We start from the raw sequence: 22670 nt of genomic DNA, 5'->3' as shown, positions 1-22670 counted from the left end.
CTGTGTGCGGCGCGAAGCACCGAGCACAGCGCATCCCTCGCTTTTCACACCGATGCACCGCTACTGCTAACGCCCCCGCGAAGCCTCCGCAATTCTCGCGGCAAGCCCCGAGTCGCGCTGCGTCGGCGTGGCGATCGCTTGCGCCAGCACCGCGCGCGCCCCGATCACCTCGACCCGTTCACGAGCGCGCGTGATCGCCGTATAAACCAGTTCGCGCGACAACACCCTGCTGAATGCGGACGGCAGCATCAGAACCGCATGCTCGAACTCCGAGCCTTGCGACTTGTGCACCGTCAGCGCGAACGCGGTGTCGTGCGGCGGCAGCGCGGCGGGCGACACGGCTCGCAGACCGCCGTCGCCGGTGCGAAAATAGACCCGCAGCGCACCGCCCGCGCCCGGCAGCGCAATGCCGATGTCGCCATTGAAAAGCCCCAGCGCGTAGTCGTTGCGCGTGACCATCACCGGCCGCCCGGCAAACCACTGCGCACCGACTGCGAGCGTGACGCCGGCCACGCGCCGCACCTGCGCCGCCATCAGCGCGTTCACCTGATCGACGCCGCGCGCGCCGGAGCGCGTCGCGCACAAAACACGGAAGCGATTGAGCGCGTCGAATAGCGGCAACGGGTTCGGCGTCGCCTCGGCGAGCGCTGCGGCCAGCGCTCGCGCATAAGGCGCGAAGCCGGCGGCGAGGCGCTCGACGGTGCGCTCGGTCAGCGTCGCCTGCGCGTCTTCGTGAAGCACGGCCGCAGCTTGCGTCGCGTCGGCGAGCAGCACGTCGAGCGCGGCGCTCGCCGCGCCATTGCGAATCGCCAGCGACAGGCGGCCGATCGGCGATTCGAGCCCGAACCGATAATTGCGCTCGAGCCACACGACGCAATCCGCGAGTGGGCTTGGCGGCTGCTGAGCGGCCGGCGCGGGGCGCAAGTTGTTGCTGGAGACGTCGGCGTCAAAGAGATCCGCATTGACTGGCTCGCGGGCGGAACGGGCCGCAACGGGCTCGTGGAAAACGTCGTCTTCGGGGCCGCGGAAAAGATCGGGGACGTCATCGCCATCGCTGTCGGGCAAGTGCGAGCCTTTCGTGAAACGCCCGGCGTCCGCGTCGATGTCCTGCGCGACTCGCGGCAGCGACCGAACCAGCCGCGCCTCGTCAATGCCCAAAGCGCCGGCAATCCGCTTCAACCCTTGCGCGGTAAAAGTCGGCTGGGCGCTCAATTCCGCGAACACGGCGCCGGCCTCGACCGCCGCGAGCTGATCCTTGTCGCCGAGCATCACGAGCCGCGTATGCGGTGCAATGGCGTCGAGCAGATGCGCGGCCATCGCGACGTCGATCATCGACGCCTCGTCGATCACGACGACGTCATACGGCAATGGATTATCCCGATGATGCCGGAAGCGCCCGCCCGGCCCCGAGCCGAGCAGACGATGCAACGTATACGACCTCTGCGGCAAACGCGCGGCCAGCTCGGGCGGCAGATCTCCGGCGCGCGCGAGCAGGGCTTCCTGCATGCGCTGCGCCGCCTTGCCGGTAGGCGCCGCCAGCGCGATCCGCAAATCGGCGCGCGTATCGAGCAGACACGCGAGCACGCCGACCACGGTCGTCGTCTTGCCCGTGCCCGGGCCGCCGCTGACAATCGTGAGCCGTCCCGACAGCGCCATCACGGCAGCCACGCGCTGCCAATCGACCTGGTCGTCCTTCGGCGGGCCGAAGTAGCGTAGGAGACGTTCGTTGAGCGTTTGGGTGTCGTCGGCGTTGGTGGAGGCGTTGGAGGAGGCGTCGGTGATCGCGCCAGTGGCTGCGCCAGTGGCTGCGTCGGTGGCTGCGTCGGTGGCTGCGTCGGTGGCTGCGTCGGTGGCTGCGTTGGAGGTGGCGTCGGCATCGCCGCCCGCCACCTTTCTTGCACCGACCGCCTCGTCGCTGCGCGCACCGCCCGCTGGGCCGGAACGCCCGACGAGCCACGGCGCCGCGGCATCGGAAAAACGGTGAGCCGCGCCCGCATGCGCGACCAGCGCCCGTGCGAGACGCCGTTCGTAATCGTAGTAGCGCGCGAGGTACAGCCGCCCTTGTCCGTCGATAACAAGCGGCCGCAGCGCCGCAGCGCCGCTCGCGCCATCGCTCGCCATGCCGCTCGCGAACAGCGCTGCGCGTACCTCGGCAGCGGACGCCTCGAAGCGCTGCGCGAGCGACGCAAGCGGCACGCACACGTGCCCTTCCGCGGTCGCGCGACTCGCGGCGAAAGCAGCGCGCGCCGCCCACTTGACCGCGTCGCCGGATGCGCCGCCGCGTCGCGCCAATGCGCCAATGCGGCGCGCGAAACCTTCCGCGAGCGCAATGCTGAAATCAGCCGGCGCAGGCAGATTGACGCCGATGTCTTCGAGTTGCAACGACGGCACCGACGCCAACGGCACCGATGCGTCCCGATCGAACGTGCTCATACGCCGCCGCCGATCATCGCCGCGTCGAGCAACGCGACCAGTTCGAACGACGGCCGTCTGGCATGCACGCCGGCCGGCCCTTCCGCGTCGCGCCAATGCGGACGCACGCCGCGCACGAACAGATACAGATAGCCGCCGATATGCGCGTCGTACGAATAATCGCGCAACCGCGTCTTCAGATAGCGATGCAGCGCGACCGTATAAAGCAGCGCCTGGAGGTGGTAAGCATGGCTCGCCATCGCGGCTTCGAGCGGCACGGCCGAGTAGTCTTCGGCGGTCTCGCCCAGATGGTTCGACTTCCAGTCGACGATCCAGAAACGCCCGTCGTGTTCGACGATCATGTCGATGAATCCTTTGACGAAACCGCGCAGCGCGCCCGGCTCCAGCGCTACATCTGGATAGCCGTGCTCGATCAGCAACGCGCGCAGCGCGGCGAAATCGAGCGAAGGCGCGGCGAACAGAAATTCGAGCTCGTTCAGACGCCGCCGTGGATCGAGTTGCGCGAGCGTCATGCCGGGCACGAGTTCCGTGCTCACCACGTCCTCCAGCAGCTTATGCATCATCGCCGGCAAACGCGGCGCGAGGTCCGGCGACGCCGGCGCGGGACGCTCGCGCAACGCACCGCGAATCGCGTCGGGCCACGTGCACGGATGGCTGAAATCCGCCAGTTCGAACATCCGGTGCAGGCACTCGCCGGCCGCGGCACCGCGCGGAAACGCGAGAATATCGTCGGCGGCAAGCGAGGATACTTGCAGCGCAGGCGCGGCTGCCAACAACGTCGGCGCCGCGGCCAGCACATCGGCTATCTCGTCGTGATCGGGACGCACTTCCTCCAGCGGCGCTTGCGCCTCTTCGGCCTTGTCGCCCGCGGCGATCAGACCGCTAAAGCTCGCCATGCGCCACTGATCGCGTAAAGACCGGCGATGGCTCCGAGCGCGTTTCCGCGCGCCGCTTTCCTGCATGCTCTCGAGCGGCCTGCGGCGCTCCACCTTCGGCAGCGGCTGCAATGCGATCGGACCGCCCGCCAGCGCTTGCCAGCGCGCGGACAACGCCGCTTCGTCCGGCGGATCGGCGAGCCAGTCGTCGAATTCGTAGCCGCTGCCGGCCACCAGCCAGTTCAACACGCTGCGCCGCGACTCTTTCGTGGAACGCGACGACAGGTAGGTGCCCGCCACGAGATAACAGCGATACACCGCACGCGTCAGCGCGACGTAGACGAGCCGCGCCCGCTCGGCCGCCTGCTCGCGCGCCGCGTGACGGGCCGCGCGTTCCGCCTCTTCGTCGTCGCAGCCGTAATGCAGTACCGCGTCGCCGCCCGGATCGTGATATTCGCGTGCATCCGGCAAACCCGACGACGGCGGTTCGCGCAATCCGCCGTCATTCAGAAATGGGCAGAACACGACTGCATATTCGAGTCCTTTCGACTTGTGCACGGTGACGATCTGCACGAGATTGCGGTCGGACTCGAGCCGCAACTGCGCTTCCTCGCCGCCGCCCTGCGTCCGCTGCGCGGCAAGCCAGCGCAAGGTCGGCGCGATGCCCGGCTGCGTGGCCGCGCGCGCCTGCACGAGTTCGGCAAGATGGTTGACGTTGGTGAGACGTCGCTCGCCGTCCGGCGCGGCGACGAGCCGTTGTGCGATCCGCAGTTCGCGCATCAGCGTGCGCCACATGACGGCAAAGCCGCGCTCGTGCCAGAGCATGCGATAGCGCGAAAACCGCTCGACCCAGCCCATCGCGTCGGCGGCGTGCGCGGGATCGTCGGCGACAGCGGGCGCGTCGGCGACCTGCTCCAAACGCCACAGCGCCGCAGCATCGAGCCCGAGCCAGTCGGTCGCGAGCGCGGCGCGCAGACGGCGCAAGTCGCCGGGCGTATCGACGGCGGCCAGCACGCGCTCGATCTGCTCGGCGTCGAGCGTCGCGAACACCGACGCCTGCGCCAGTTCCACACTGCCGACGCCCCACGCCGCCAGCACGCGTTTGATGAGGCTGCCCTGCTTGTGCGTCTGCACGAGCACCGCGATATTGCCCGGCGCAAGCGGCGCGTCGCCGATCGTCACGGTGCCCTCGCGCGCGCCGCGCAACAGCCGGACGATTTCGGCCGCGCACGCTTCGCTCGCTTCGCGCTGAGCCTCGCGCTTGGTCAACGCCTGCTCGCCCGGTGGCAAGGTCCAGATGCAAAAGTCGCCGCCGCTCGCATCGAGATCGGAGAACGGCGGCCTGCGCCGTTCGCCCGCGCGCACCGGCTGATAGTCGAGCCCTTCGAGCACGAAGGCCTGCGGGTTCGCCTCGAACACGCGATTGCAAGCGTCGACGATGGGCGCCGTGGACCGCTGATTGACGGCCAGCGTATAACGCGCCGAAGCCGACGCGCGCGCCGCCAGATACGTATGCAGATCGGCCGCGCGAAAACTGTAGATGGCCTGCTTCGGATCGCCGACCAGAAAGAGCGGCCCGGCCGGCGCGAAAATGCGGCTGAAGATCGCGAACTGCAGCGGATCGGTGTCCTGAAACTCATCGATCAAAGCGGCGGGATAACGGGCGCGCAACGCATCGGCTAGCCACGGATGCGCGGCCAGCGCACGGTACAAATTCGACAACAGATCGTCGAACGAAACGACGCGGCGCGTGCGCTTGCGCGCGACCAGTTCGGCGGGCGCATGATCGAGCCAGGTTTGCACGATCGCGAGCCAGCGCGCGCGTTGCGCCGCTTCCGCCGCGACGACGGCCGCGGCGAGCGCTTCCGCGTGTTCAAAAAACGCGTGTTGCGGCGGATCCAACTTGACCTTCGTGGCCTTCTTCAACGCCGAGGCCGTCAGTTTCAGCGCGGCCCGCGGCGGCGGCGCATGGCAATCGCCTTGCGCGAAGTACTCGGTCCATGCGGCAATCGCGGCGCTCACGTGATCGGGCTTGTGTGTGGTCTTGCTCAAGCGGTCCTGTGCCTCGGCGAGCAGGCTGACGATCGCATCGCGCTCGGCATGCCACAACTCGCAGGCGGCGTCGAAACCGGCTTGCGGATCGGCGCTCGCGTCGGCGCTCATGCTTCCCCAGCGCAATTGCGCCAACGGCTTCTTCAGGCGCCGCGCGAGTTGTTCGTCGAGCGATGCGGGCCCGGCGCGTCTCGCCACCAGCCATGCGGCGAATGAGGGATGCGCATGCGCGACGGGCTCGACCTGCTCGCGCCAGAAATCGGCGGCCATTTCGAAGCGGAGTGCGGCGTCGTCGGCTTCCATCTCGAAGGCGAACGGCATGGCGGCAGCAAACGGCGCCTCCTGAAGCGCGCGCTGGCAGAACGCGTGAATCGTGTGGATGGCCGCCTGATCGAATGTGCGCAGCGCGCGGCGCACGACCTTCAGCGCGGTCTCGCGGTCGATGCCGCGCTCCGGCGCAAGCGTCGTTTCGAAGAGCCGGCGGATAAACGGATCGCCGCCGTCGTCGTCAAGTTCGATCGCGCGATGCAGTTCCGCGAGCCGGCCGCGAATGCGCTCGTGCAGTTCGGCGGTCGCGGCCTTCGTGAAGGTTACGACGAGAATCTGATCGGCGTTCAGGTTCTTCTCGAGCAGCAAGCGCACATACAGCGCGCAGATGTTCCACGTCTTGCCGGTGCCCGCCGAGGCTTCGATCTGATTGACGCCGTCGAGCGAACACGCGAAGACGTCAAGCTCCTCAGCCGCCAGCGTATGACGATGCAGCGCGCTCATGACGTGCTCCGCAGATGCTGCATCAACGGCTTGAACACGATCGACGCGAGGCTGCCGAACGGTTCGTCGAGCGTGAGCGGCGTGCCTCGCAGCGCGATGCGCAAGGCCGGGTCGTCGGACTCGCCGCGCACGCGGTCGTTGATCCACACGCCCTGCGCTGCGGAATCGCTTTCGCTGACTTTGGCCCACGCGCTCTTCGGGAAAAAGCGCAGCGGCAATCTGCGCCCTGCCCTGAACAGCGCGGCGAGCGGCGCGAGTTGATCGAGCGGCGCGGCGACCGGCGCAAGCTCGAAGCTCTCGCCGCTGCCGTGCCAGACGGTGCGGCGCGGACCGTCCGGCCGGGCCGCGCAATAAGCCAGATGCGCGAGCCATGCCGACAGATAGTCGCGCGCGGTGGGTTTGGCGTAGCGAAAAATCACTTGTCCCGTATCGGTCAGCAGGTTCAACGTGCCGTGCAATTGCAACGGCGCTTCGGCGGCTTCGCGAAGCGCTTCGTCATGCGAGCCGAACAGGTCGCCGGCGATGTCCGCAGCGTCCGGCCAGCGCGGCGCGATGTCGAGCACGAACGGCAAGCGCTCGATGCCCGACGCCACTTCGCGGCGCACGCTGTCGGCCAACTGGCGCAGCGCGCCCAGTTCGCGCGCGCGCCACACCGCGCCGGTCGCGCCTCCTGGCAATTCGGGACTCGCCTCGGCGACACGCCGCACGCGGTCGAACATGAGATCGCCGTCTTCGTCGTCCGTGTCGAGCAGTACCGGCAACAGACGCCCGGCCAACGCGTCGCGACCGGCGTAGTCGAGTTCGAACGGCTCGGTGTCGAGCAGTTCGGCCTGCGCGTCGGACAACACGATGCCGAGGCGATCGCGCAGCACTGCTCGCGCCGGATGACGCCAGAAACGCACGAAATCGTCGAACGCGACAGGCGCGGCGTCTTCGGGCGGCAAGGGCTGGTCGAAGAACGGCGCGGCGGTTTTCTGCTGCGGCGCGGCCAGCAAGGTCGCGAGTTCCGCGCGATCGGCGTCGTAGGTGAAAAGCTCGGGCTGCGCGGCGAAGTACTCCGACGCGAACGCCTGCAACGGATGATCGACAATGAACGCGCGGCGCGCCTCGTCAACCTCCGCGGGACTCGCGCCCTCGCCCGCCGACACTTGCGCGAGATAGTCGAGCAGTTCGTCGACGAGCGCGGCCGGCGGCAACGGTGCGTTGTCGCGAATGCTACGTCCCGTGTACGCGATAAAGAGACGGCTGCGCGCGGCGAGCAGCAGATCGAGAAACAGATTGCGCTCGTCGTCGCGGCGCTGGCGGTCGCCGGCTTTGCCGAACGCGGCCATCAGATCGAACTCGTCGGCACGCGCGAGACTCGGCAGCACGCCGTCGTCCATGCCGAGCAGACACACCACGCGGTAGGGCAAGCCACGCAAGCTCGTCAGCGATGAAAACGTCACGCTGCCCCAAGGCACGCCGCCACGCGCCGGGTCGTCGAGCGCTTCGGTGAGCGCGCCGCGCACGACCGCGGCGGGCAGCGTGACCTCCTGCGCGCCGGCCTGCATCGCGTCGCTCATCTTGTCGATCGCGTCTCGCACGGCGGAGAGCGACTCGGCGAACTGGACGCCGCCGTCAAAACATTGAGCAAGCGTTTCGAGCAGCAACTGCGTCCATTCGGCGGGCGTCTGTTCGCTCGCGCAGCGGCTCGCGAAGCTGTCCACGTCGTCGACGAAACGCGACAGACGGCCGAGCAGTTCGGCGTCCGAGCCGCCCGCGCCCTCGACGGGCAGCCACGCATCCACCGGCTCGCCGCCGTCGGGCATCGCATAGCCGAGGTACAGGCGCGTCAACGCATCGGCAAACGTGTGACGCGCGACCGGCACGTGTTCGCCGCTCGGCTCGGCAGGCGACAGCCCGCGCCGCGCGCCGGCCGCCGCGAGCCATTCCTGCGCGGCTTCGAGCGAACCCGCGTCGATGCCGTAACGCACCGCAACCGCGTCGACGCGCAACCATTCGATCAGGTCCGGCGCGCCGACGCTGCGCTCGGGCAACGCGAGCCAGTCGAGCAAGAGACGCGCGACGGGATTGGCCTGCGAAGGCGGCAAGCCGGTGATCCGATACGGAATGCGGCGCGTGTCGCCAGCCGGCGTGGTGCCGAACACGGCGTCGATCAGCGGACCGGCGGCGGCCAGATCGGACACGGCGACGAGCACGTCAGACGGTTCCAGGTTGTCGAACTCGTCGAACCAGCCAAGCAGACGATCGTGCAGCACTTCGAGCTGCCGCGAGAGGCTATGGCACACATGAACTTCGATGCCGTGCTCGTACGGCAACTCGTCCGCCTGCGTCTCGGAACGCAGATCCAGAATGCTGTTTTGCACGGCGGCGAGCCAGCTCGGTTCGGGATTCTCCGTGAACTCGCCCGTCTCGCCCGAAGCCGCGCTTTCGGTGAGTTCGTGCAGCATGTGCAACTGCGCCTGCGTCTGACGACCCCATTCGGCCAGCAGCGGATGACCCACTTCCTGATAGTCCAACTGCCCTGCCGCGTCGAGCGCCTGAACGCGGCCTTCGCTCACCACGTCGAACCAGAATTCGCGGCACGGGTTCATCACGTACAGACGCACGTCGACCCAACGCGATAGCGCGCGCAGCAACGCGACGTGCAATGGCGGCATGGTGGGCAGCGCGAACACGCTCACCGCTTCGGGCCACCTGGCGTTGGCAATCGCGTCGAGATCCAGCGTGCCGATTTCGTCGAGGAAACGATAGGCGGGCGGCAGCGCGGCTGCGGGCGCTTGTGCCCCCCCGGCACCCCCCGCGTCCCCGGCTTCCCCGGCGAGTTCGGTCAGCACCGCGCGCCACAGCGCCGCCTGCCATCGCTCATCTTCGCGCGCTGCCTCGCTTGCGCCGACGAGGCGCGGGCCCGTGTCGTCCGCTGCACCGCTCGCGAAAATCGAACCGCCCTTCTGCCATTGCAACAGCCACTCCGGCCGATAGGTCAGATAGTGATCGAGCACGGTCGCCACACGGCGCGCGAGTTCATAGCGCATGGACGGATCGGCCGCATCGAGATACGCGCGAAGACGCGGCGACGCATTCCACGGCAAGGCTTCGTTCGAATCGCCGAGCAAACGATAACAACGCCACACGAGCCGGTCCGGCGCGAACGGCGAATGCCGCGGCACCTCGATCACGCCGCCGATTTGCGCCCACAGCCATTGCGCGAGATAGCCGAAGCTGACGTTCGCGCACACGCCCTGGCGCGCCGCGATGTCCAGTTCGAGCCGCCGCCGCACAGCAGCGCTCGGCACGATCACGGGCTGCGCGGTCCAGGGATCGGACGGCGCTTGCGCGAGATCGTCGAGCAGCGCGCCGACGAGCGTTTCATAACGGTTCGAATAGAAGAGCTGGAGCATGGGTCCTGACAACGCGATGGGGCTTTGCCGCATTCGCGACGAACGCGCGAAGCTCGGCAGACATTGAAGCGACAGCATAACAAAGCCGCTCGCGGCGCAGAACCCGCCCGAATCGGGGAGGTCAGATCAGACGCAAAATCAGTTAGACTCGTCGGCAGTTTTGGGCTGTCCAAGTTGCGCCCGAAGTTGTATCCGAAGTTGTGTCCTCAACCGCTTTTTGTCAGTGAATGAAACCAGGCTGTCGATGCGCTATTCGGTCGAAATAAAAAAATTCCTTTACAGCCAGTATTTTTATGGCGGACTGCGCATCGCGGTCGGCGTGTCGTTACCAGCGGTGCTGTGCCTGATCGTGTTTCACAATCGCGAGCTGGGCTTCACGATTGCGACGGGCGCGCTCGGCGCATGTGTCGTCGACATGCCGGGTCCGCTCAAGTACAAGCACAACGAAATGCTGGCGTGCTCGGTGATCGGTTTTCTGTCCGCGCTCGCCACCGGCCTTGCCACGGTCAATCCGGTGGCGCTGTGGTGCACCGTCGTGCCGCTCACGTTCGTGCTGTCGTTGATCGTCGTGTATGGCAACCGCTGGCCGCAGATCAGCTTCGCCACGCTCTTCATGATGATCATGACGCTCGAGGAGCACTTTACGCCGATGCAGGCGCTCGTGAATGCGTCGTGGATACTCGTGGGCGGGCTCTGGTTCACGTACTGGTCGACTGCCGTGAGCCGCTGGATGATGCATCGGATCGAGCAGCAGGCGCTCGCCGAAAGCGTGTTCGCCTGCGCCGATTATCTGCTCGCGCGCGCCGCGTTTTACGACCTCGATAACGATCTGGACGAGTGTTATCGCAACCTGGTCGCCAAGCAGATCGCCGCGGTCGAGCGGCAGGACGCGGCGCGTGACATCGTGCTGCGCAATCTGCCGAAGTTAAAGAGCGGCAAGCTCGAGCCGCGTCGCGCGATGCTGTTCAATCTGTTTATCAACACGGTCGATTTGCATGAGTTGTTCGTCGGCACGCATACCGATTACCCGCTCGTGCGCAATACCTTCGGCGGCACCGACCTGCTGGTGTTCTATCGCGATCTGATCCGCAAAGCCGCTGAGGATCTCGAGGAAATCGGGCTCGCCGTCCTGCAGAATCATGCGCCGCGCGCACGCGTGAATGTGAAGGCGGAACTGCGCGCCATCGAGTTCGAAATCGAACTGATGCGCAAGCAGGAGTTGCCGGCGAAGAATCCCGAGGCGTATTCGGCGGTGTCGTCCACATTCCGCCGCGTGTGGAGCGCCACGCGACTGATCGACAAGATGCGCAAGAGTCTTTCGAGCGATCCGGCCACGACCGAAACGGAACTGCGCCTCGATCAGGCGCTGAACCGCTTCGTGTCGAGCCGCCGTGTGCCGTTCGGCCAGATCTTCTCGAACCTGACGATGTCCTCGCCGAGCTTTCGTCACGCGTTGCGCGTGACGATCGCGGTGGCGGTCGGCTTCTGGCTCGGCCGCCTGCTGCCGCTCACGAACGCTTACTGGATCGTGATGACTACGGTCATCATCCTGAAGCCCGGTTATTCGCTGACCAAGCAGCGCAACGGGCAGCGGATCGTCGGCACGTTGATCGGCTGCACGGCGAGCATCGCGCTGATGATCTTCGTGAAGGAGCCGCACATTCTGCTGGTGGTGATGTTCGCGTCGATGGTGATGAGCTACAGCCTGCTGCTGTTCAATTACGCGGCGAGCGTGGTGTTCACGTCATCGTATGTGCTGCTGATGTTTCATCTGCTTGCGCCCGGCAGCCTGCACATCATCGGCGAACGCGCGATCGACACCGTGGTCGGCTGCGCGATCGCGATTGCCGCGAGCCATCTGTTCCCGTACTGGGAATATCGTCTGATGGGCAAGCTGGTCAACAACGTGATCAGCGCGACGCGGCAGTTTCTTGAAGCAAGCTGGTGGTGGAGCGGCAAGCCGGCCGCGCCGCTCGCCGCCACCGTGACCGAAGCGGGCGCGCGGGCGCCGGTCGCGGCGATGGCGGACCCGGCGATCGATGTCGGCAGGCCGGCGTTGGCGGCTGCAAGCGGGCCGCTGACGAGTGATGGTTTGGTGGCTGGCAATCGGGGGCTATCGCAAGCGGATGTGTCGGCGAACGTGCGAACAGGCGCCGAAGCGAACATCGCAGGGAGCGCGGCGTTAGGAGCCGCGGCAGGCGCAACAGCAAGCCCATCGGCAACTGCACCGGCAACAACATCAAGCGCGCCCGCAAGCACACCAGCTTCCGCAACCACCAACACGACGGCGAAGCCCGTCGCCGGCGCCTCGCCCGCTGCCGCGGCCGCCGCCACTGCACTCGATCGCGATTACCGCTACCGCCTCGCGCGCAAGAACGTGCACGTCGCGTTTGCAAACCTCGGCCAGGCCTTTCAGCGGATGATGCTCGAACCGAAATCGGCGCAGAAGTTCGTCCCCGAACTCAATGGTTTGCTGGTGAGCAGCCATGTGCTTGCATCGCAAATCACCGCAGCCGCGCCGCTCTTGCGCACCTCCGCGCAACACGCCGAGGGCGTGTCGCTGCAGCCGCTGCAACGCGCGTTGAGTCTCGTGCGCGACAATCTCACCGAAGCAGAAGCAGGCACTGCGCCGCCTGCGGACCAGGGCGAGCAGATCAAACAGATCACGCGCGAACTGGACACGATGGTGGTCGAAGCGGAGAAATCGCAGGACTATTCGGCCGATGCGGTGCACGACATCAAACTGCTTGCGCATCAATGCAAGCAGATGCTGACGGCGGCGGCGTTGATTCGCAAGGACGCGGAGCGTGATCCGCCTGCCCGATGAATGACGCGACCGGGCTTGAACTAGCGTAGTGAAGTGCGACGCCTAAGCGCGTCCGACTCAAACTCACACGCGGTCATACACCATGACCGCGACAAGCTCACTGCGCCGTGCCGCTCGCAGGCTTCGCAGCAGTAGCCGCAGCGCTCGTCGCCGTGGCCGTCGCCGCCGCTGCGCCCGATGAAACGGAAGCCGCCGGCGCGTTGTCGTTGTCGAACTCGCGCTTCTCCTTGATCGCGTTATAGAACAGCGTGGCGATGACGAACAGTACCGCGACCACAATGAATACAGCGATGCCGAAGGTCGGGTTTTTCTTGCGCGGCGGTTTGTTCATGAGGCGACTCGGACCGCGAGGCAATCGCGGAAGATAGCGGAGAAGGCGGCATTCTACGCCGAGGCGCCTTGCACTCGCCTTGCAGTCGGCAAGCGGTGGACAGCAAGGCTTGCGATGCTATCGAACCGAAATGAAAAATCCCCGGCACGCGCAATGCTGCGCCGCTAATGCGGGCCGAAACATTGGAGCCACGCATCACGCCCGCACAAAGAAGCGCGACCCAACGCGCGGTAGTCGGGAGGAAAGATGGATGCGCATGTGCAGTGGACGAAGCACGCTGTTTGCAACAGCGGCGTTGTAATCATCGGATTCGGCAGCATAGCGAGTTCGCTTTTACCGGTGCTTTTAAGACACATCGAGGTGAGCCCAAAAGACGTGACCGTGGTGTGTCCGCCTGGTAATGACACGGCGATCGCCCATGAATGCGGCGTGCATGTCGTCGAGCAGGCGCTCAGCGAAGACAACTTCGAGACACTGCTTACGGCATATGTGACGAAAGGCACGCTGCTGGTCAACCTGTCCGTCAATGTGTCGAGCGAATCGCTGATTCGCTTTTGCTGGTCTCGCGACGCGCTCTATCTCGATACGTCCATCGAACCGTGGGAAGGCGGATCAACCGATCCCGACCGTCCTCCATCACGGCGCAGCAATTACGCACTGCGCGAGGCGGTGCTGGCTTTTCGCCTCGACAAGCGCGACGGCCCGACAGCGGTTTTGACGCAAGGCGCGAACCCTGGGCTCGCTTCGGCTTTCGTCAAACAGGCGCTGGTCGACATGGCGGAGAACAGCGGCATCCAGCCGACCGCGCTCGACAGCTACGAAGATTGGGCCGTGCTCGCGCAGCGCCTCGACATCAAGGCGATTCACGTCGCTGAACAGGACTGGCAGTTCTCCGAACGCCGCAAGGCGCGCAACGAGTTCGTCAACACCTGGTCCGTCGATGCCTTCGTCGAAGAAGGCATGCAGCCGGCGGAACTGGGCTGGGGCACGCATGAGCGTCATTGGCCCGCCGACGCACAGCGTCATGGGTTCGGCAGCGATGCGGCGATCTATCTGCAACGGCCGGGACTTGCCACGCGCGTACGCAGTTGGACGCCGCTCGCCGGCAGCTATCAGGGCTTTCTTGTCACGCATGGCGAGTCGATCTCGATCGCGGACCATCTGACATTGCGCAAGGACGGCGAGGTCGTGTATCGCCCGACGGTTCACTATGCGTATCGTCCGTGCGACGACGCGCTGCTGTCGATCGAGGAATTCGCCGGACGTGGCTGGCGCATGCAGGACAACAAGCGGATCATGCGCGACGAAATCGTCGACGGCGCCGACGAACTCGGCGTGCTGCTGATGGGCAACGACAAAGGCGTTTACTGGTACGGCTCGCGGCTGACCACGCCGCAAGCCCGGCGCCTCGCGCCGCATAACACCGCGACGAGCCTCCAGGTGGTGGCCGGCATCATGGGCGGCATCGTGTGGGCACTCGAGAATCCGCGGGCCGGCGTGGTCGAACCCGACGACATCGACTATCGGACGGTGATGCGGGTCGCTCGTCCGTACCTGGGCGAACTCGTCGGCGTGTACGACACATGGACGCCGCTCGACCAGCGCTCGCCGCTTTTCGACACGCCGTACGACGAGGACCCCTGGCAGTTTCTCAACGTACGGGTTCCGTGGTGAACCGATACCTGGAGCGCAGCCTATGTCGTCGCTGCTGAACAAGGAGCTTGGCGTCGTCGAGGACTCGTATTACGAGGCGAGCGTCACGCGTCCGCAACCGAGCGCGCCGCTGCAGCAAAAGCTGTCCGTGGATGTGTGCGTGATCGGCGGCGGCTACGCGGGCGTTTCGTGCGCGTTGGAACTGGCCGGGCGCGGCTTCGACGTCGCGCTGCTGGAAGCGCAGCGCATCGGCTGGGGCGCGTCGGGCCGCAATGGCGGGCAGGCGATTGTCGGCTTCGGCGCGGAAGGAGAAGACGCGATCGAGCAGCAGTGCTCGCGCGAGATCGCGCGCAAGGCCTGGGACGTGTCGCTCGAAGGTCTGCGCCTGCTCGAAGAGCGTCTCGCGCGTTATGACATCGAATGCCATTATCGGCGCGGTTATCTGACGCTCGCCGTCAACGATCGGAAGGCGCGCAAACTCAAGGAGTGGATGGAGCGCACACAGGACCGGTATGCGTATCCGCTCGAATGGCTGGATCGGTCGGCGCTTCGTTCGCATATCGCCACGCAAAGATTTTCTGCCGGCGTGTATGACGGCGGGTCCGGTCATCTGCATCCGCTGCTGTACTGCCTCGGTCTCGGCGAAGCGGCGCGGCAAGCGGGAGTCAAGGTCTTCGAAAATTCAGCGGTGTCCCGGCTCGAACGCGGCGCGCGGCCCGTCGTGAAGACAGCCGAAGGCGCGGTGTCGTGCGACCGCGTGGTGATCGCCGGCAACGTTTATCTCGGCGAATTCGGCGATCATCCGGCGCCCGAGATCGAGGCGCGGATCATGCCGGTGGGCACCTACATGGTCGCCACCGAGCCGCTTTCCGACGCATTCGCCAACGAGCTCATGCCGGGCCGAGCCGCGGCGTCGGACAACAATCTCATCCTCGATTACTTCCGGCTGAGCGCCGATAACCGGCTGTTGTTCGGCGCCGGAGAAAGCTATGACGCCACGACGCCGCGTAATCTGATCGACAGGATGCGGGATCGGATCACGGGCGTTTTCCCGCAACTCGCCGATGTCGGCATCGACTACGCGTGGGGCGGTTTCGTCGACGTCACCATGAACCGCGCGCCGGACCTCGGCCGGATCGGCGCGAACATTTACTACGTGCAAGGCTTTTCCGGGCACGGTCTGGTGTTCGCGGGAATGGCCGGGAAGATTCTCGCCGACGCGATCGCGGGCGACGCGTCGACCTTCGACGTGTTCAGCCGCATCCGGCATCGGCGCTTCCCCGGCGGCAAGGCGCTTCGCACGCGGGCTCTGGTGCTGGGCATGTGGTACTACAAGCTGCGCGAGCTTTTGTAGGGCAACGCCGTCAGAGACGCGAAGCCGATCGCTACGCGCCCGCTCGCCGTCACGCGCTATACCGCACCGGCAGCGCCGTCGAATATTTGATCTGCTCCATCGCGAAGCTCGAACTGACGTCGTACAGCGGCACGGCGGCGATCAACAGCTTGTACACGCGGTCGTAGTCGTCGATGTCGGAAACCACCACGCGCAGCAGGTAATCCGTCTCGCCGCTCATCCGGTAAACCTCCACCACTTCGGGAATGTCCTGCACCGCCTGCGTGAAAGTCTGCGCCCACGCCTGCGTGTGCTGATTCGTGCGCACGGCGACGAACACGGTCGTGCCGACGCCAAGCTTGCGCGCATCGCACAGCGCCACTTGCCCACGGATCACACCGGTCTCCTTCAGACGCTGCAGCCGCTTCCAGCACGGCGTTTGCGACAGATTCACGCGCTGCGCCAGTTCGGCAATCGGCATGGTCGCGTCTTCCTGCAGCAACTCGAGCAGTTTCCTGTCGATGATGTCCATTCCCATCGTCTCACCCCTTTAGCAAATTTTTCTACTTTTCAGATTGATGGGGGAATTATATGGAAACTCTTTCTCCGGACAAAACGGTATAAATCCTGATCCGAAGAAAAACACGGCAGCCAGTGCCGTTCAACGACCGTGACTCACAACCTCGCTTCCTCCGCCGCCCTCCTCGATACGTTCGCACAAGCTTGCGCCGCGCACGATCTGCCTTCGCGCGCCGCTCAGCCCGCGCCTCTCGCCCGCCTGTGCGATGCGCTCGACGCCATGTTCGAAGCGTGCGCCCAATTTGCCGAGCCTTCGCATTCGAGCTTCTTCGCGCGCAGCATGCGTATCGCGCTCGCGGAAGCGGCTGCGGACGCCGCGCTGCTGACGCCCGCGCAGCGCGAAGGATCTAGTGAGAACTACCGCCGTCATCTGCTCGCCGCCGATCCGCACGGCCGCTATGCGGTCGCCGCGCTTGTCTGGCAGCCGCATCAGGCGAGCCCCGTGCATGCGCATCACACATGGTGCGGATACGCGGTGATCGACGGCGCGTTGAGCGAAACGGTTTTTGAGTGGAACGAGCGCGAGCAGTGTGCGAGCGCTGAACGCACGCAGGCGCGCAGGCAAGGCGCGGTGTCGTTCGTGCGAGGCGGCCGCGGCAGCATTCATCGGCTGCAAAATTGCAGCGATGCGCCGGCCGTGTCGCTGCATATTTACGGCGTGCCCGGCGCGCGCATCGCCACGCATGTCAACGATGTAGTGCGCGCCGCGCCCGTGCTCGTCTGACAGCGGCACGGCGAGCACGGGCAAGGCACGAACAGGCGCACGCACATACGTACACACACGCACAAAACTTCGCGCCCTCTGCCCTCGCCGAATAATCAGCTCTTGCCTTCGCCCGCCGTGGGAACCTGCGGCGGAATCGGCGCCGTTTGCGCGGTCGCCGGCGGCGCCGGCCGTGGTTCATGCGACACGTCGCGCGCCACCGCTACCGCCGGATGCGCGCCGCGCATCGGCAGCGTTTTCTCCGTGTGCGGGCGAGCATGGCCGGACTCGTGGCCGTGCTCTTCATGTCCGGTTTCGTCCGGTGTACTGTCGTCGCGCCACGGCTGCCCCTCGCTGTCTTTCGACGACGTGAACAAGCGCATCTGCGGCACCGGAATCTCGATGCCGGCTTCGTCCATCTTGCGCTTGAGCCGCGCATTGAACGCCCGCGCCACGCTCCATTGCTGCAGCGGCCGCGTCTTGATCTGCCCTTTGACGACCATCCAGTTCGGATCGAAACGGTCGAGGCCCCACACTTCGATCGGCCCGAGCATCTCACGCCGGTAACGGAAGTCGGCCATCAGGTCGGCGCCGACTTCGCGGATCATCTGCGTGATTTCATCGACGTCGGTAGAGAACGACATGCGCACTTCGAACACGGCATACGCGAAGTCGCGCGACAGGTTCTTGACGATCTTGATCTGCGAGAACGGAATGGCGTGAATCGCGCCCTGACCGTCGCGCAGGCGCACCGTGCGGATCGACAGATGCTCGACCGTGCCCGCATGGCCGCCGTCCACATCGATCCAGTCGCCCACTGAAATCGTGTCTTCGATGATGATGAAAAGCCCCGTGATCAGGTCGGTCACGAGCGACTGCGCGCCGAAGCCGATCGCGAGACCGATCACGCCGGCGCCTGCGAGCAGCGGCGTCACGTTGATGCCGAGATTCGCCGCGGTGACGATGCCCGCGATCGTCATGATGCTCACGAGCAGCACGTTGCGCACGAGCGGCAACATCGTGCGCGCCCGCGTGCTCGGGTTGCGCGACTTGTTGCGCGAGCTGCCGGGATTGAGCGCCTCCGTGATCGCGGTGTCGACGAGAATCCACAGCAGCCACGCGATGAACACCGTCGCGACGATCGCGGTCACCGCATGTGCGATGCCGCGCGCCGCGACGTTTTCCTCGACGACCGCGGCCAGCGACACGCCCCACAAACGCGCCGCCAGTTCGAAGAAAAACAGCCAGATGAAAAGCGTCAGCAACGTGCCGCAAAAACGCAGCAAGCGCGTGAGGTACGGCGAGCGGCGCCGCGCGCGCGGACTGCGCGGGCGCGTCATGCGCAGGACGATGGCCGACAGGAAGAACGCGAGCACGAGCAACAGCGCGGTCACCACCGAAATCTGCAGCACGTTTTCGCTCGACCCCGAACCGCCAAGCGTGGCGACCACGGACGCCGTCGCCAGCACGAGGACCGGCACGTGCCACAGCGCGGCGAGCACCTCGAAGGCGTCGGTCGCGGCCTTGTGATCGTTGCGCTGTTCGTAAGGCCGGTTGCGGATCAGGTGCGCGACCGGCCGGCGAAACGCCAGCGCGAAATAGCCGGCGAGCACGGCGGCCGTCATGTTGGCGGCGGTCGAAACGAGTGCGGCCAGGTTGGTGCCGAGTTGATGCGCGACGTCGTAATTGACCGCCGCGTCGCCGAGCGCGCCGAACACGCCGACCGCGAACAGCAGGCGCCGCGCATGATCGATCAGCAGACGCACGGCGATGCGCCGGTGCCCCGAGCCGAACAGCGAAAACATGATCAGGCAGATCGCCGAAAACACCGCGCCCGCGACGATCGCATAGGCGACCACCATGCCGAGCGTGCGGCCGAGCGCATCGGGCATCGCGCGCACGAACAGCAGCGCGGCGACGAACGCGATGATCCACGGCCCCACGCGCCGCAACGCGAAGACGAGCAGCTCGCGTGTCGTCGGATTGGGATTCAGTCCCATCACGATGCCGAGGCGCCGGTACAGCCGCTGCTGCAAATAGATCAGCGCGGCCGCGCATGCGCCCCAGCCGGCCAGCATCGCGAACATCGACAGGAGAATGCGGCCGAAGCTCTCCGGCCCCTGCCCGGAGATGATGGTGTAAAGCTCGTTGCCGGCCGCGTTGAAGCGCCCGCCCCAGTAGCGCACGGGCGTACGGCCCTGATGCATGTCCGATTCGAACGACGCGATGCCCGACGCAATCGCGCCGAGCAAGCCGGGACTCGGCTGCGCGGGCGCCGGCGCGAGCGGACCGACGGTGCGCGAGACGTCGCGCAGTTTTTTGAGTTGCGCGACGAGCGCGGTGCGCTGGCGGTCGTTGTCGAGCGTGGCGATGACGCTGTCGAGCGAACGCGCGATTTCCGCCTGGCTCGCGGGCGACGGCGCCGACGCGGCCTCGGCCGCCGATGCGCCGGACGCCTCCGACGCGGGCGCGACCGTCGCGCTGTTGATCAGGCTCTGCAACGCGGGAATGACGGGCGTGCTGCTGGCTGCAGTGCCGGCGGCGTGCGCGCCGAGAGGCAGCGATGCGATGCAGACGAGAAGCGCGATTCCGATCGCGGCGGGACACGCGCTGATGACGGCACGAAGCCACGCACTGATCGAAGCGCTGATTGAACCGCTTCGCGCCGCATATCTGCGAGCCGACCCGCCCGCGCGCACACGAGCGCCGCCGCGGACGTGCGGCCATCCGACGCAAGCGGAAAGACGAACAAATGCAGCGTGAATCGAAGAAAGCCCGCCGTTTGACGGCGCAGCCTCGGATTCACGCCGCGATGGGCATGACTGCATGGCAATCCGTGAGAAAACGGGAGACGCCAGTGTAGCCTCAGTTGGCGCGCCCGCAACCGGACATGCGTAACGGATTGTTAGGACGCTTGCATGATTTCATGCGTGCAGCGCGCCGCGGAGGGTGACGAGCCGCGGCACCATGCCACCCACGCCGCGCGGCACGCACGCCGCGCAAGCACGCGGCGCCTTCAATAAGCGACCGTCGCGAGCTGACGGATGAAACGGCTCTGCTCGAGTTCGTCGACGAACGCGATCGCGTAATCCTCGGCGGAAATGCGGCTGTTGCCTTCGGCGTCGGCGATCAGCGAGTTCGTGCCGGTGCGGAACGTACCCGTGCGCTCACCCGGCGCGATGATCGCGGCCGGCGAAAAGAACGTCCAGTCGAGATCGGCGACGCTGCGGTAGTAGCCGAGCGCATCGCGATGCGCGAGCGCGACGGCCTTGTAGGCATCCGGGAAACCTTCGCTATCGACGAGCTGTTTGCCGGGCGCGACTTCGAGCGAGCCCGCGCCGCCCACCACCACGAGCCGCTTCACGCCCGCCGCGCGCACACCTTCGACCAGCGCGCGAGTCGCCTTGTCCAGCACGCCGACGTCGCCTTGCGGCGGCGCATATGCGCTCGCCACCACATCGTGACCGCGCACCGCTGCGCCCACGCTCGCCGCGTCGAGCAGATCGGCCTGCGCCGCTTTGAGATTGGGCACGTCGGCCGGAACGCGCGCGGGATTGCGCGCAAGCGCCGTGACCTGATGCCCGCGACGCGCCGCTTCGGCCGCAATTCGCGAACCGATCATGCCGGTCGCGCCGAACAATGCGATCTTCAACTGCCTGCTCATTTCAATGCTCCTGTCATTTGTTTATATGTAACCAAGATGATTACATATATGCCGCAAAAAAGAGGGGCCTCGGCCCCCGTCTGTCATTCCGCGCTTATTGCGCGCTCATTGCATGCGCATTAGCAATCATCGGCGAACGCGGTTTCTGCGCCAAGCACCCGCGTCATCCATGCGGCCGCCGCTTGCGTTCGCGCGCTCGCTCCGCGCGCAGCAAGTCCGCCGTCGCGTCGGCCAACGTGCGCTGCGCGAGCGACGCCTCCATCGCCTGCTGCGCTTCGTCGATGATTCCGCGCAGCACGACCTGGATGTTGCGCCCCACCATGCACGCCGGATTCGGCTCCTCGCGATGAAGCGCGAAGAGCTGCGCGTCGTCGACTGCGCGGTACACGTCGAGCAGCGAAATCTGCTCGGGCGCGCGGGCGAGCAGCGCGCCGCCGCCCGCGCCGAGCTGCGAGGTCGTGAGGCCGGCTTCGGCCAGCATGGTCAAAAGCCGCCGGATCAGCGCGGGATTCGTATTCACGCTGCCCGCGATCATCTCCGACGAAAGCGGCGTGCCCTCCTGCAAAGACAACAGCGCGAGCACATGCACCGCAAATGCAAACCGGCTACTGGTGTTCACAACAACCCGCCCTGCGACGACAATGTGTAACCATAGTAATTACATTTATCGGCACTGTCAAACCCGTCCGCTCTTCCCGGCCGAACGCACGAACGCGCGCGATGGAATCGGCTCACGCGCATCTCACTTGTCCATCTGCTTTTGCGCATCGCCGCCGTAGCCCGAACCGGACGACGAAGCCGCTGCGCTCGTCGACGAAGCCGAGCTTTGCGCCGACCACTGCTGCAGTTTGCGCCCCGCGTTTTCCAGGCTCTCGCCGGTCAGCGACGCGGCTTTGCCGAGCTGCGCCTGCGCCGCGCTGGCGGCGTTCTGCAGATTGGCCTGAGCGCTCGACGCGAGCGCATTCGGATCGATCGTGACCGTCGGCGCCGAAGCCGATTGAATGTTCTGCTGCGCCGCGGATTTGGTTTCGTCGACCTTCTGGCCGACGTAGCTCGCGGCCTGATCGAGCTTCTGCGACGCGGCCTGCGCGGCGTCGTTGAGCTTGCCGGCAACCTGCCCCGCCGACGCATCGTTCTTCTGGCAGGCCGCGAGACCGGCGAATACGAACAGGACCACGGCGGCACGGCGCAGCAACGGCGAACGGATGGATGAATTCATGTGTGTATGTGAACCGCGCGAAGCGGCCTCTCTGACGAAAACGCGCTCATCATACGCTGTTGCCGCCGCCTGCCGGACAACGGCTTCATGCGCGATAAATCGACGCGCACGGCGGGCGGCGGCCGTCGCGGTTCTGTCAAAGCTTGTGCGGTAGACTGGCCAACGCAATCGAGCATTGCTGTGTTCACTTGACCCACTGGAGGCATACGATGGCGGCAAAGAAGATTCTGTTTCTCACCGGCGATTTCGCCGAGGATTACGAAACGATGGTGCCGTTTCAGGCGCTGCAGGCAGTCGGACACGTGGTCGACGCGGTGTGCCCGGACAAGAAGGCCGGCGACCGGATCAAGACCGCGATTCATGATTTCGAGGGCGATCAGACCTACACCGAAAAGCCGGGGCATCTGTTCGCGCTGAACGCATCGTTCGAAGACGCCGATCCGCGTCAGTACGATGCGCTCGCGATTGCCGGCGGGCGCGCGCCCGAGTATCTGCGGCTCAATCCGAAAGTCATCGACATCGTGCGGCAGTTCGCCGAAGCCGGCAAACCGATCGCCGCGATCTGTCACGCCGCGCAGTTGCTCGCGGCCGCGGACGTGATCCGCGGCAAGCGCATCTCCGCGTATCCGGCCTGCGCGCCCGAGGTGAAGCTGGCCGGCGGCGAGTACGCCGACATTCCCGTCGACGCCGCGATCACCGACGGCAACTTCGTGACGGCGCCCGCGTGGCCCGCGCATCCCGAATGGCTGCGTCAATTCCTCGTTCTGCTCGGCACGCGTATCGAGCTTTGAGCCGGCTCAAATGCCGCGGGCGGCCACGGCGGTCGCGC

The 22670-nt window shown here is 66.0% G+C and carries 14 protein-coding genes; 5 read left to right on the top strand and 9 right to left on the bottom strand.

The annotated features are described in order from the left end of the window. Positions 1–66: 66 nt before the first annotated feature. Genes ABIE53_RS08885 through recC form a run of 3 tightly spaced genes read right to left on the bottom strand, consistent with a single transcriptional unit; the run spans position 67 to position 9532 of the window. On the bottom strand, positions 67–2433 hold the full coding sequence (locus tag ABIE53_RS08885; protein WP_192698894.1) for an AAA family ATPase: 2367 nt from the start codon (positions 2431–2433) through the stop codon (positions 67–69). Beyond that, positions 2430–6131 carry an exodeoxyribonuclease V subunit beta gene (recB, locus tag ABIE53_RS08880; protein ID WP_107708380.1) on the bottom strand — a complete coding sequence of 1234 codons (3702 nt, stop codon included), beginning with the start codon at positions 6129–6131 and terminating at the stop codon, positions 2430–2432. The genes ABIE53_RS08885 and recB overlap by 4 nt, the downstream gene beginning before the upstream one ends. Then, on the bottom strand, positions 6128–9532 hold the full coding sequence (gene recC, locus ABIE53_RS08875; protein WP_192698895.1) for an exodeoxyribonuclease V subunit gamma: 3405 nt from the start codon (positions 9530–9532) through the stop codon (positions 6128–6130). Before recC ends, recB begins: the two co-directional genes overlap by 4 nt. Before the next feature lie 244 nt (positions 9533–9776). Here recC and ABIE53_RS08870 point away from each other — a divergent pair, with 244 nt between their 5' ends. Next, on the top strand, positions 9777–12359 hold the full coding sequence (locus ABIE53_RS08870; protein ID WP_502922737.1) for an FUSC family protein: 2583 nt from the start codon (positions 9777–9779) through the stop codon (positions 12357–12359). 97 nt (positions 12360–12456) lie between these two features. Here ABIE53_RS08870 and ABIE53_RS08865 read toward each other — a convergent pair whose 3' ends face one another. Then, a complete protein-coding gene (locus tag ABIE53_RS08865; RefSeq protein WP_029969219.1) occupies positions 12457–12690 on the bottom strand; it encodes a hypothetical protein in 234 nt (77 codons plus the stop codon). Positions 12691–12936: 246 nt separating this feature from the next. Between ABIE53_RS08865 and ABIE53_RS08860 the strand changes: the two genes are divergently transcribed. Both ABIE53_RS08860 and ABIE53_RS08855 read left to right on the top strand, forming a co-directional pair. Next, positions 12937–14364, top strand: a complete 1428-nt coding sequence (locus ABIE53_RS08860) for a homospermidine synthase (RefSeq protein WP_107708382.1) — start codon at positions 12937–12939, stop codon at positions 14362–14364. Between the two features lie 22 nt (positions 14365–14386). Beyond that, positions 14387–15697: an NAD(P)/FAD-dependent oxidoreductase gene (locus ABIE53_RS08855; protein WP_107708383.1), complete on the top strand. Its 1311-nt coding sequence runs from the start codon at positions 14387–14389 to the stop codon at positions 15695–15697. A 49-nt stretch (positions 15698–15746) separates the two neighbouring features. Here the strand turns inward: ABIE53_RS08855 and ABIE53_RS08850 are convergent, their stop codons facing one another. Next, positions 15747–16214: an Lrp/AsnC family transcriptional regulator gene (locus ABIE53_RS08850; RefSeq protein ID WP_006052938.1), complete on the bottom strand. Its 468-nt coding sequence runs from the start codon at positions 16212–16214 to the stop codon at positions 15747–15749. 132 nt (positions 16215–16346) lie between these two features. Here ABIE53_RS08850 and ABIE53_RS08845 point away from each other — a divergent pair, with 132 nt between their 5' ends. After that, the gene (locus tag ABIE53_RS08845) at positions 16347–16979 is read left to right on the top strand and encodes a cysteine dioxygenase family protein (RefSeq protein WP_374710133.1); all 633 of its coding nucleotides are present in this window, start codon (positions 16347–16349) and stop codon (positions 16977–16979) included. 95 nt (positions 16980–17074) lie between these two features. Here the strand turns inward: ABIE53_RS08845 and ABIE53_RS08840 are convergent, their stop codons facing one another. The 4 genes from ABIE53_RS08840 to ABIE53_RS08825 form a co-directional block, all read right to left on the bottom strand. Then, positions 17075–19786 (bottom strand): mechanosensitive ion channel family protein, encoded by a 2712-nt coding sequence (locus ABIE53_RS08840; RefSeq protein ID WP_107708384.1) that lies wholly within the window; start codon positions 19784–19786, stop codon positions 17075–17077. Between the two features lie 188 nt (positions 19787–19974). Then, positions 19975–20622, bottom strand: coding sequence for an NAD(P)-dependent oxidoreductase (locus tag ABIE53_RS08835; protein ID WP_107708385.1), 648 nt, complete (start codon positions 20620–20622; stop codon positions 19975–19977). Between the two features lie 163 nt (positions 20623–20785). Further along, a complete protein-coding gene (locus tag ABIE53_RS08830) occupies positions 20786–21241 on the bottom strand; it encodes an Rrf2 family transcriptional regulator (protein WP_006052942.1) in 456 nt (151 codons plus the stop codon). A 123-nt stretch (positions 21242–21364) separates the two neighbouring features. Continuing rightward, a complete protein-coding gene (locus ABIE53_RS08825; protein WP_107708386.1) occupies positions 21365–21841 on the bottom strand; it encodes a BCAL1086 family glycoprotein in 477 nt (158 codons plus the stop codon). Between the two features lie 209 nt (positions 21842–22050). Between ABIE53_RS08825 and ABIE53_RS08820 the strand changes: the two genes are divergently transcribed. Next, a complete protein-coding gene (locus ABIE53_RS08820; RefSeq protein ID WP_029969212.1) occupies positions 22051–22632 on the top strand; it encodes a DJ-1/PfpI family protein in 582 nt (193 codons plus the stop codon). The last annotated feature ends 38 nt before the right edge of the window (positions 22633–22670 follow it).

The sequence above is a fragment of the Paraburkholderia sp. OAS925 genome (genome assembly GCF_040543975.1).
GTDB lineage: Bacteria > Pseudomonadota > Gammaproteobacteria > Burkholderiales > Burkholderiaceae > Paraburkholderia > Paraburkholderia graminis.
This window is presented reverse-complemented; position numbering and strand designations above follow the sequence as displayed.

Bases quoted from the DNA above. Each gene is read 5' to 3' on its own strand.
- recC (WP_192698895.1), bottom strand. From the start codon at position 9,532: ATGCTCCAGCTCTTCTATTCGAACCGTTATGAAACGCTCGTCGGCGCG.
- ABIE53_RS08865 (WP_029969219.1), bottom strand. From the start codon at position 12,690: ATGAACAAACCGCCGCGCAAGAAAAACCCGACCTTCGGCATCGCTGTA.
- ABIE53_RS08885 (WP_192698894.1), bottom strand. From the start codon at position 2,433: ATGAGCACGTTCGATCGGGACGCATCGGTGCCGTTGGCGTCGGTGCCG.
- ABIE53_RS08825 (WP_107708386.1), bottom strand. From the start codon at position 21,841: ATGAATTCATCCATCCGTTCGCCGTTGCTGCGCCGTGCCGCCGTGGTC.
- ABIE53_RS08855 (WP_107708383.1), top strand. From the start codon at position 14,387: ATGTCGTCGCTGCTGAACAAGGAGCTTGGCGTCGTCGAGGACTCGTAT.
- ABIE53_RS08840 (WP_107708384.1), bottom strand. From the start codon at position 19,786: ATGCAGTCATGCCCATCGCGGCGTGAATCCGAGGCTGCGCCGTCAAAC.
- ABIE53_RS08820 (WP_029969212.1), top strand. From the start codon at position 22,051: ATGGCGGCAAAGAAGATTCTGTTTCTCACCGGCGATTTCGCCGAGGAT.
- recB (WP_107708380.1), bottom strand. From the start codon at position 6,131: ATGAGCGCGCTGCATCGTCATACGCTGGCGGCTGAGGAGCTTGACGTC.
- ABIE53_RS08860 (WP_107708382.1), top strand. From the start codon at position 12,937: ATGGATGCGCATGTGCAGTGGACGAAGCACGCTGTTTGCAACAGCGGC.
- ABIE53_RS08835 (WP_107708385.1), bottom strand. From the start codon at position 20,622: ATGAGCAGGCAGTTGAAGATCGCATTGTTCGGCGCGACCGGCATGATC.
- ABIE53_RS08870 (WP_502922737.1), top strand. From the start codon at position 9,777: ATGCGCTATTCGGTCGAAATAAAAAAATTCCTTTACAGCCAGTATTTT.
- ABIE53_RS08850 (WP_006052938.1), bottom strand. From the start codon at position 16,214: ATGGGAATGGACATCATCGACAGGAAACTGCTCGAGTTGCTGCAGGAA.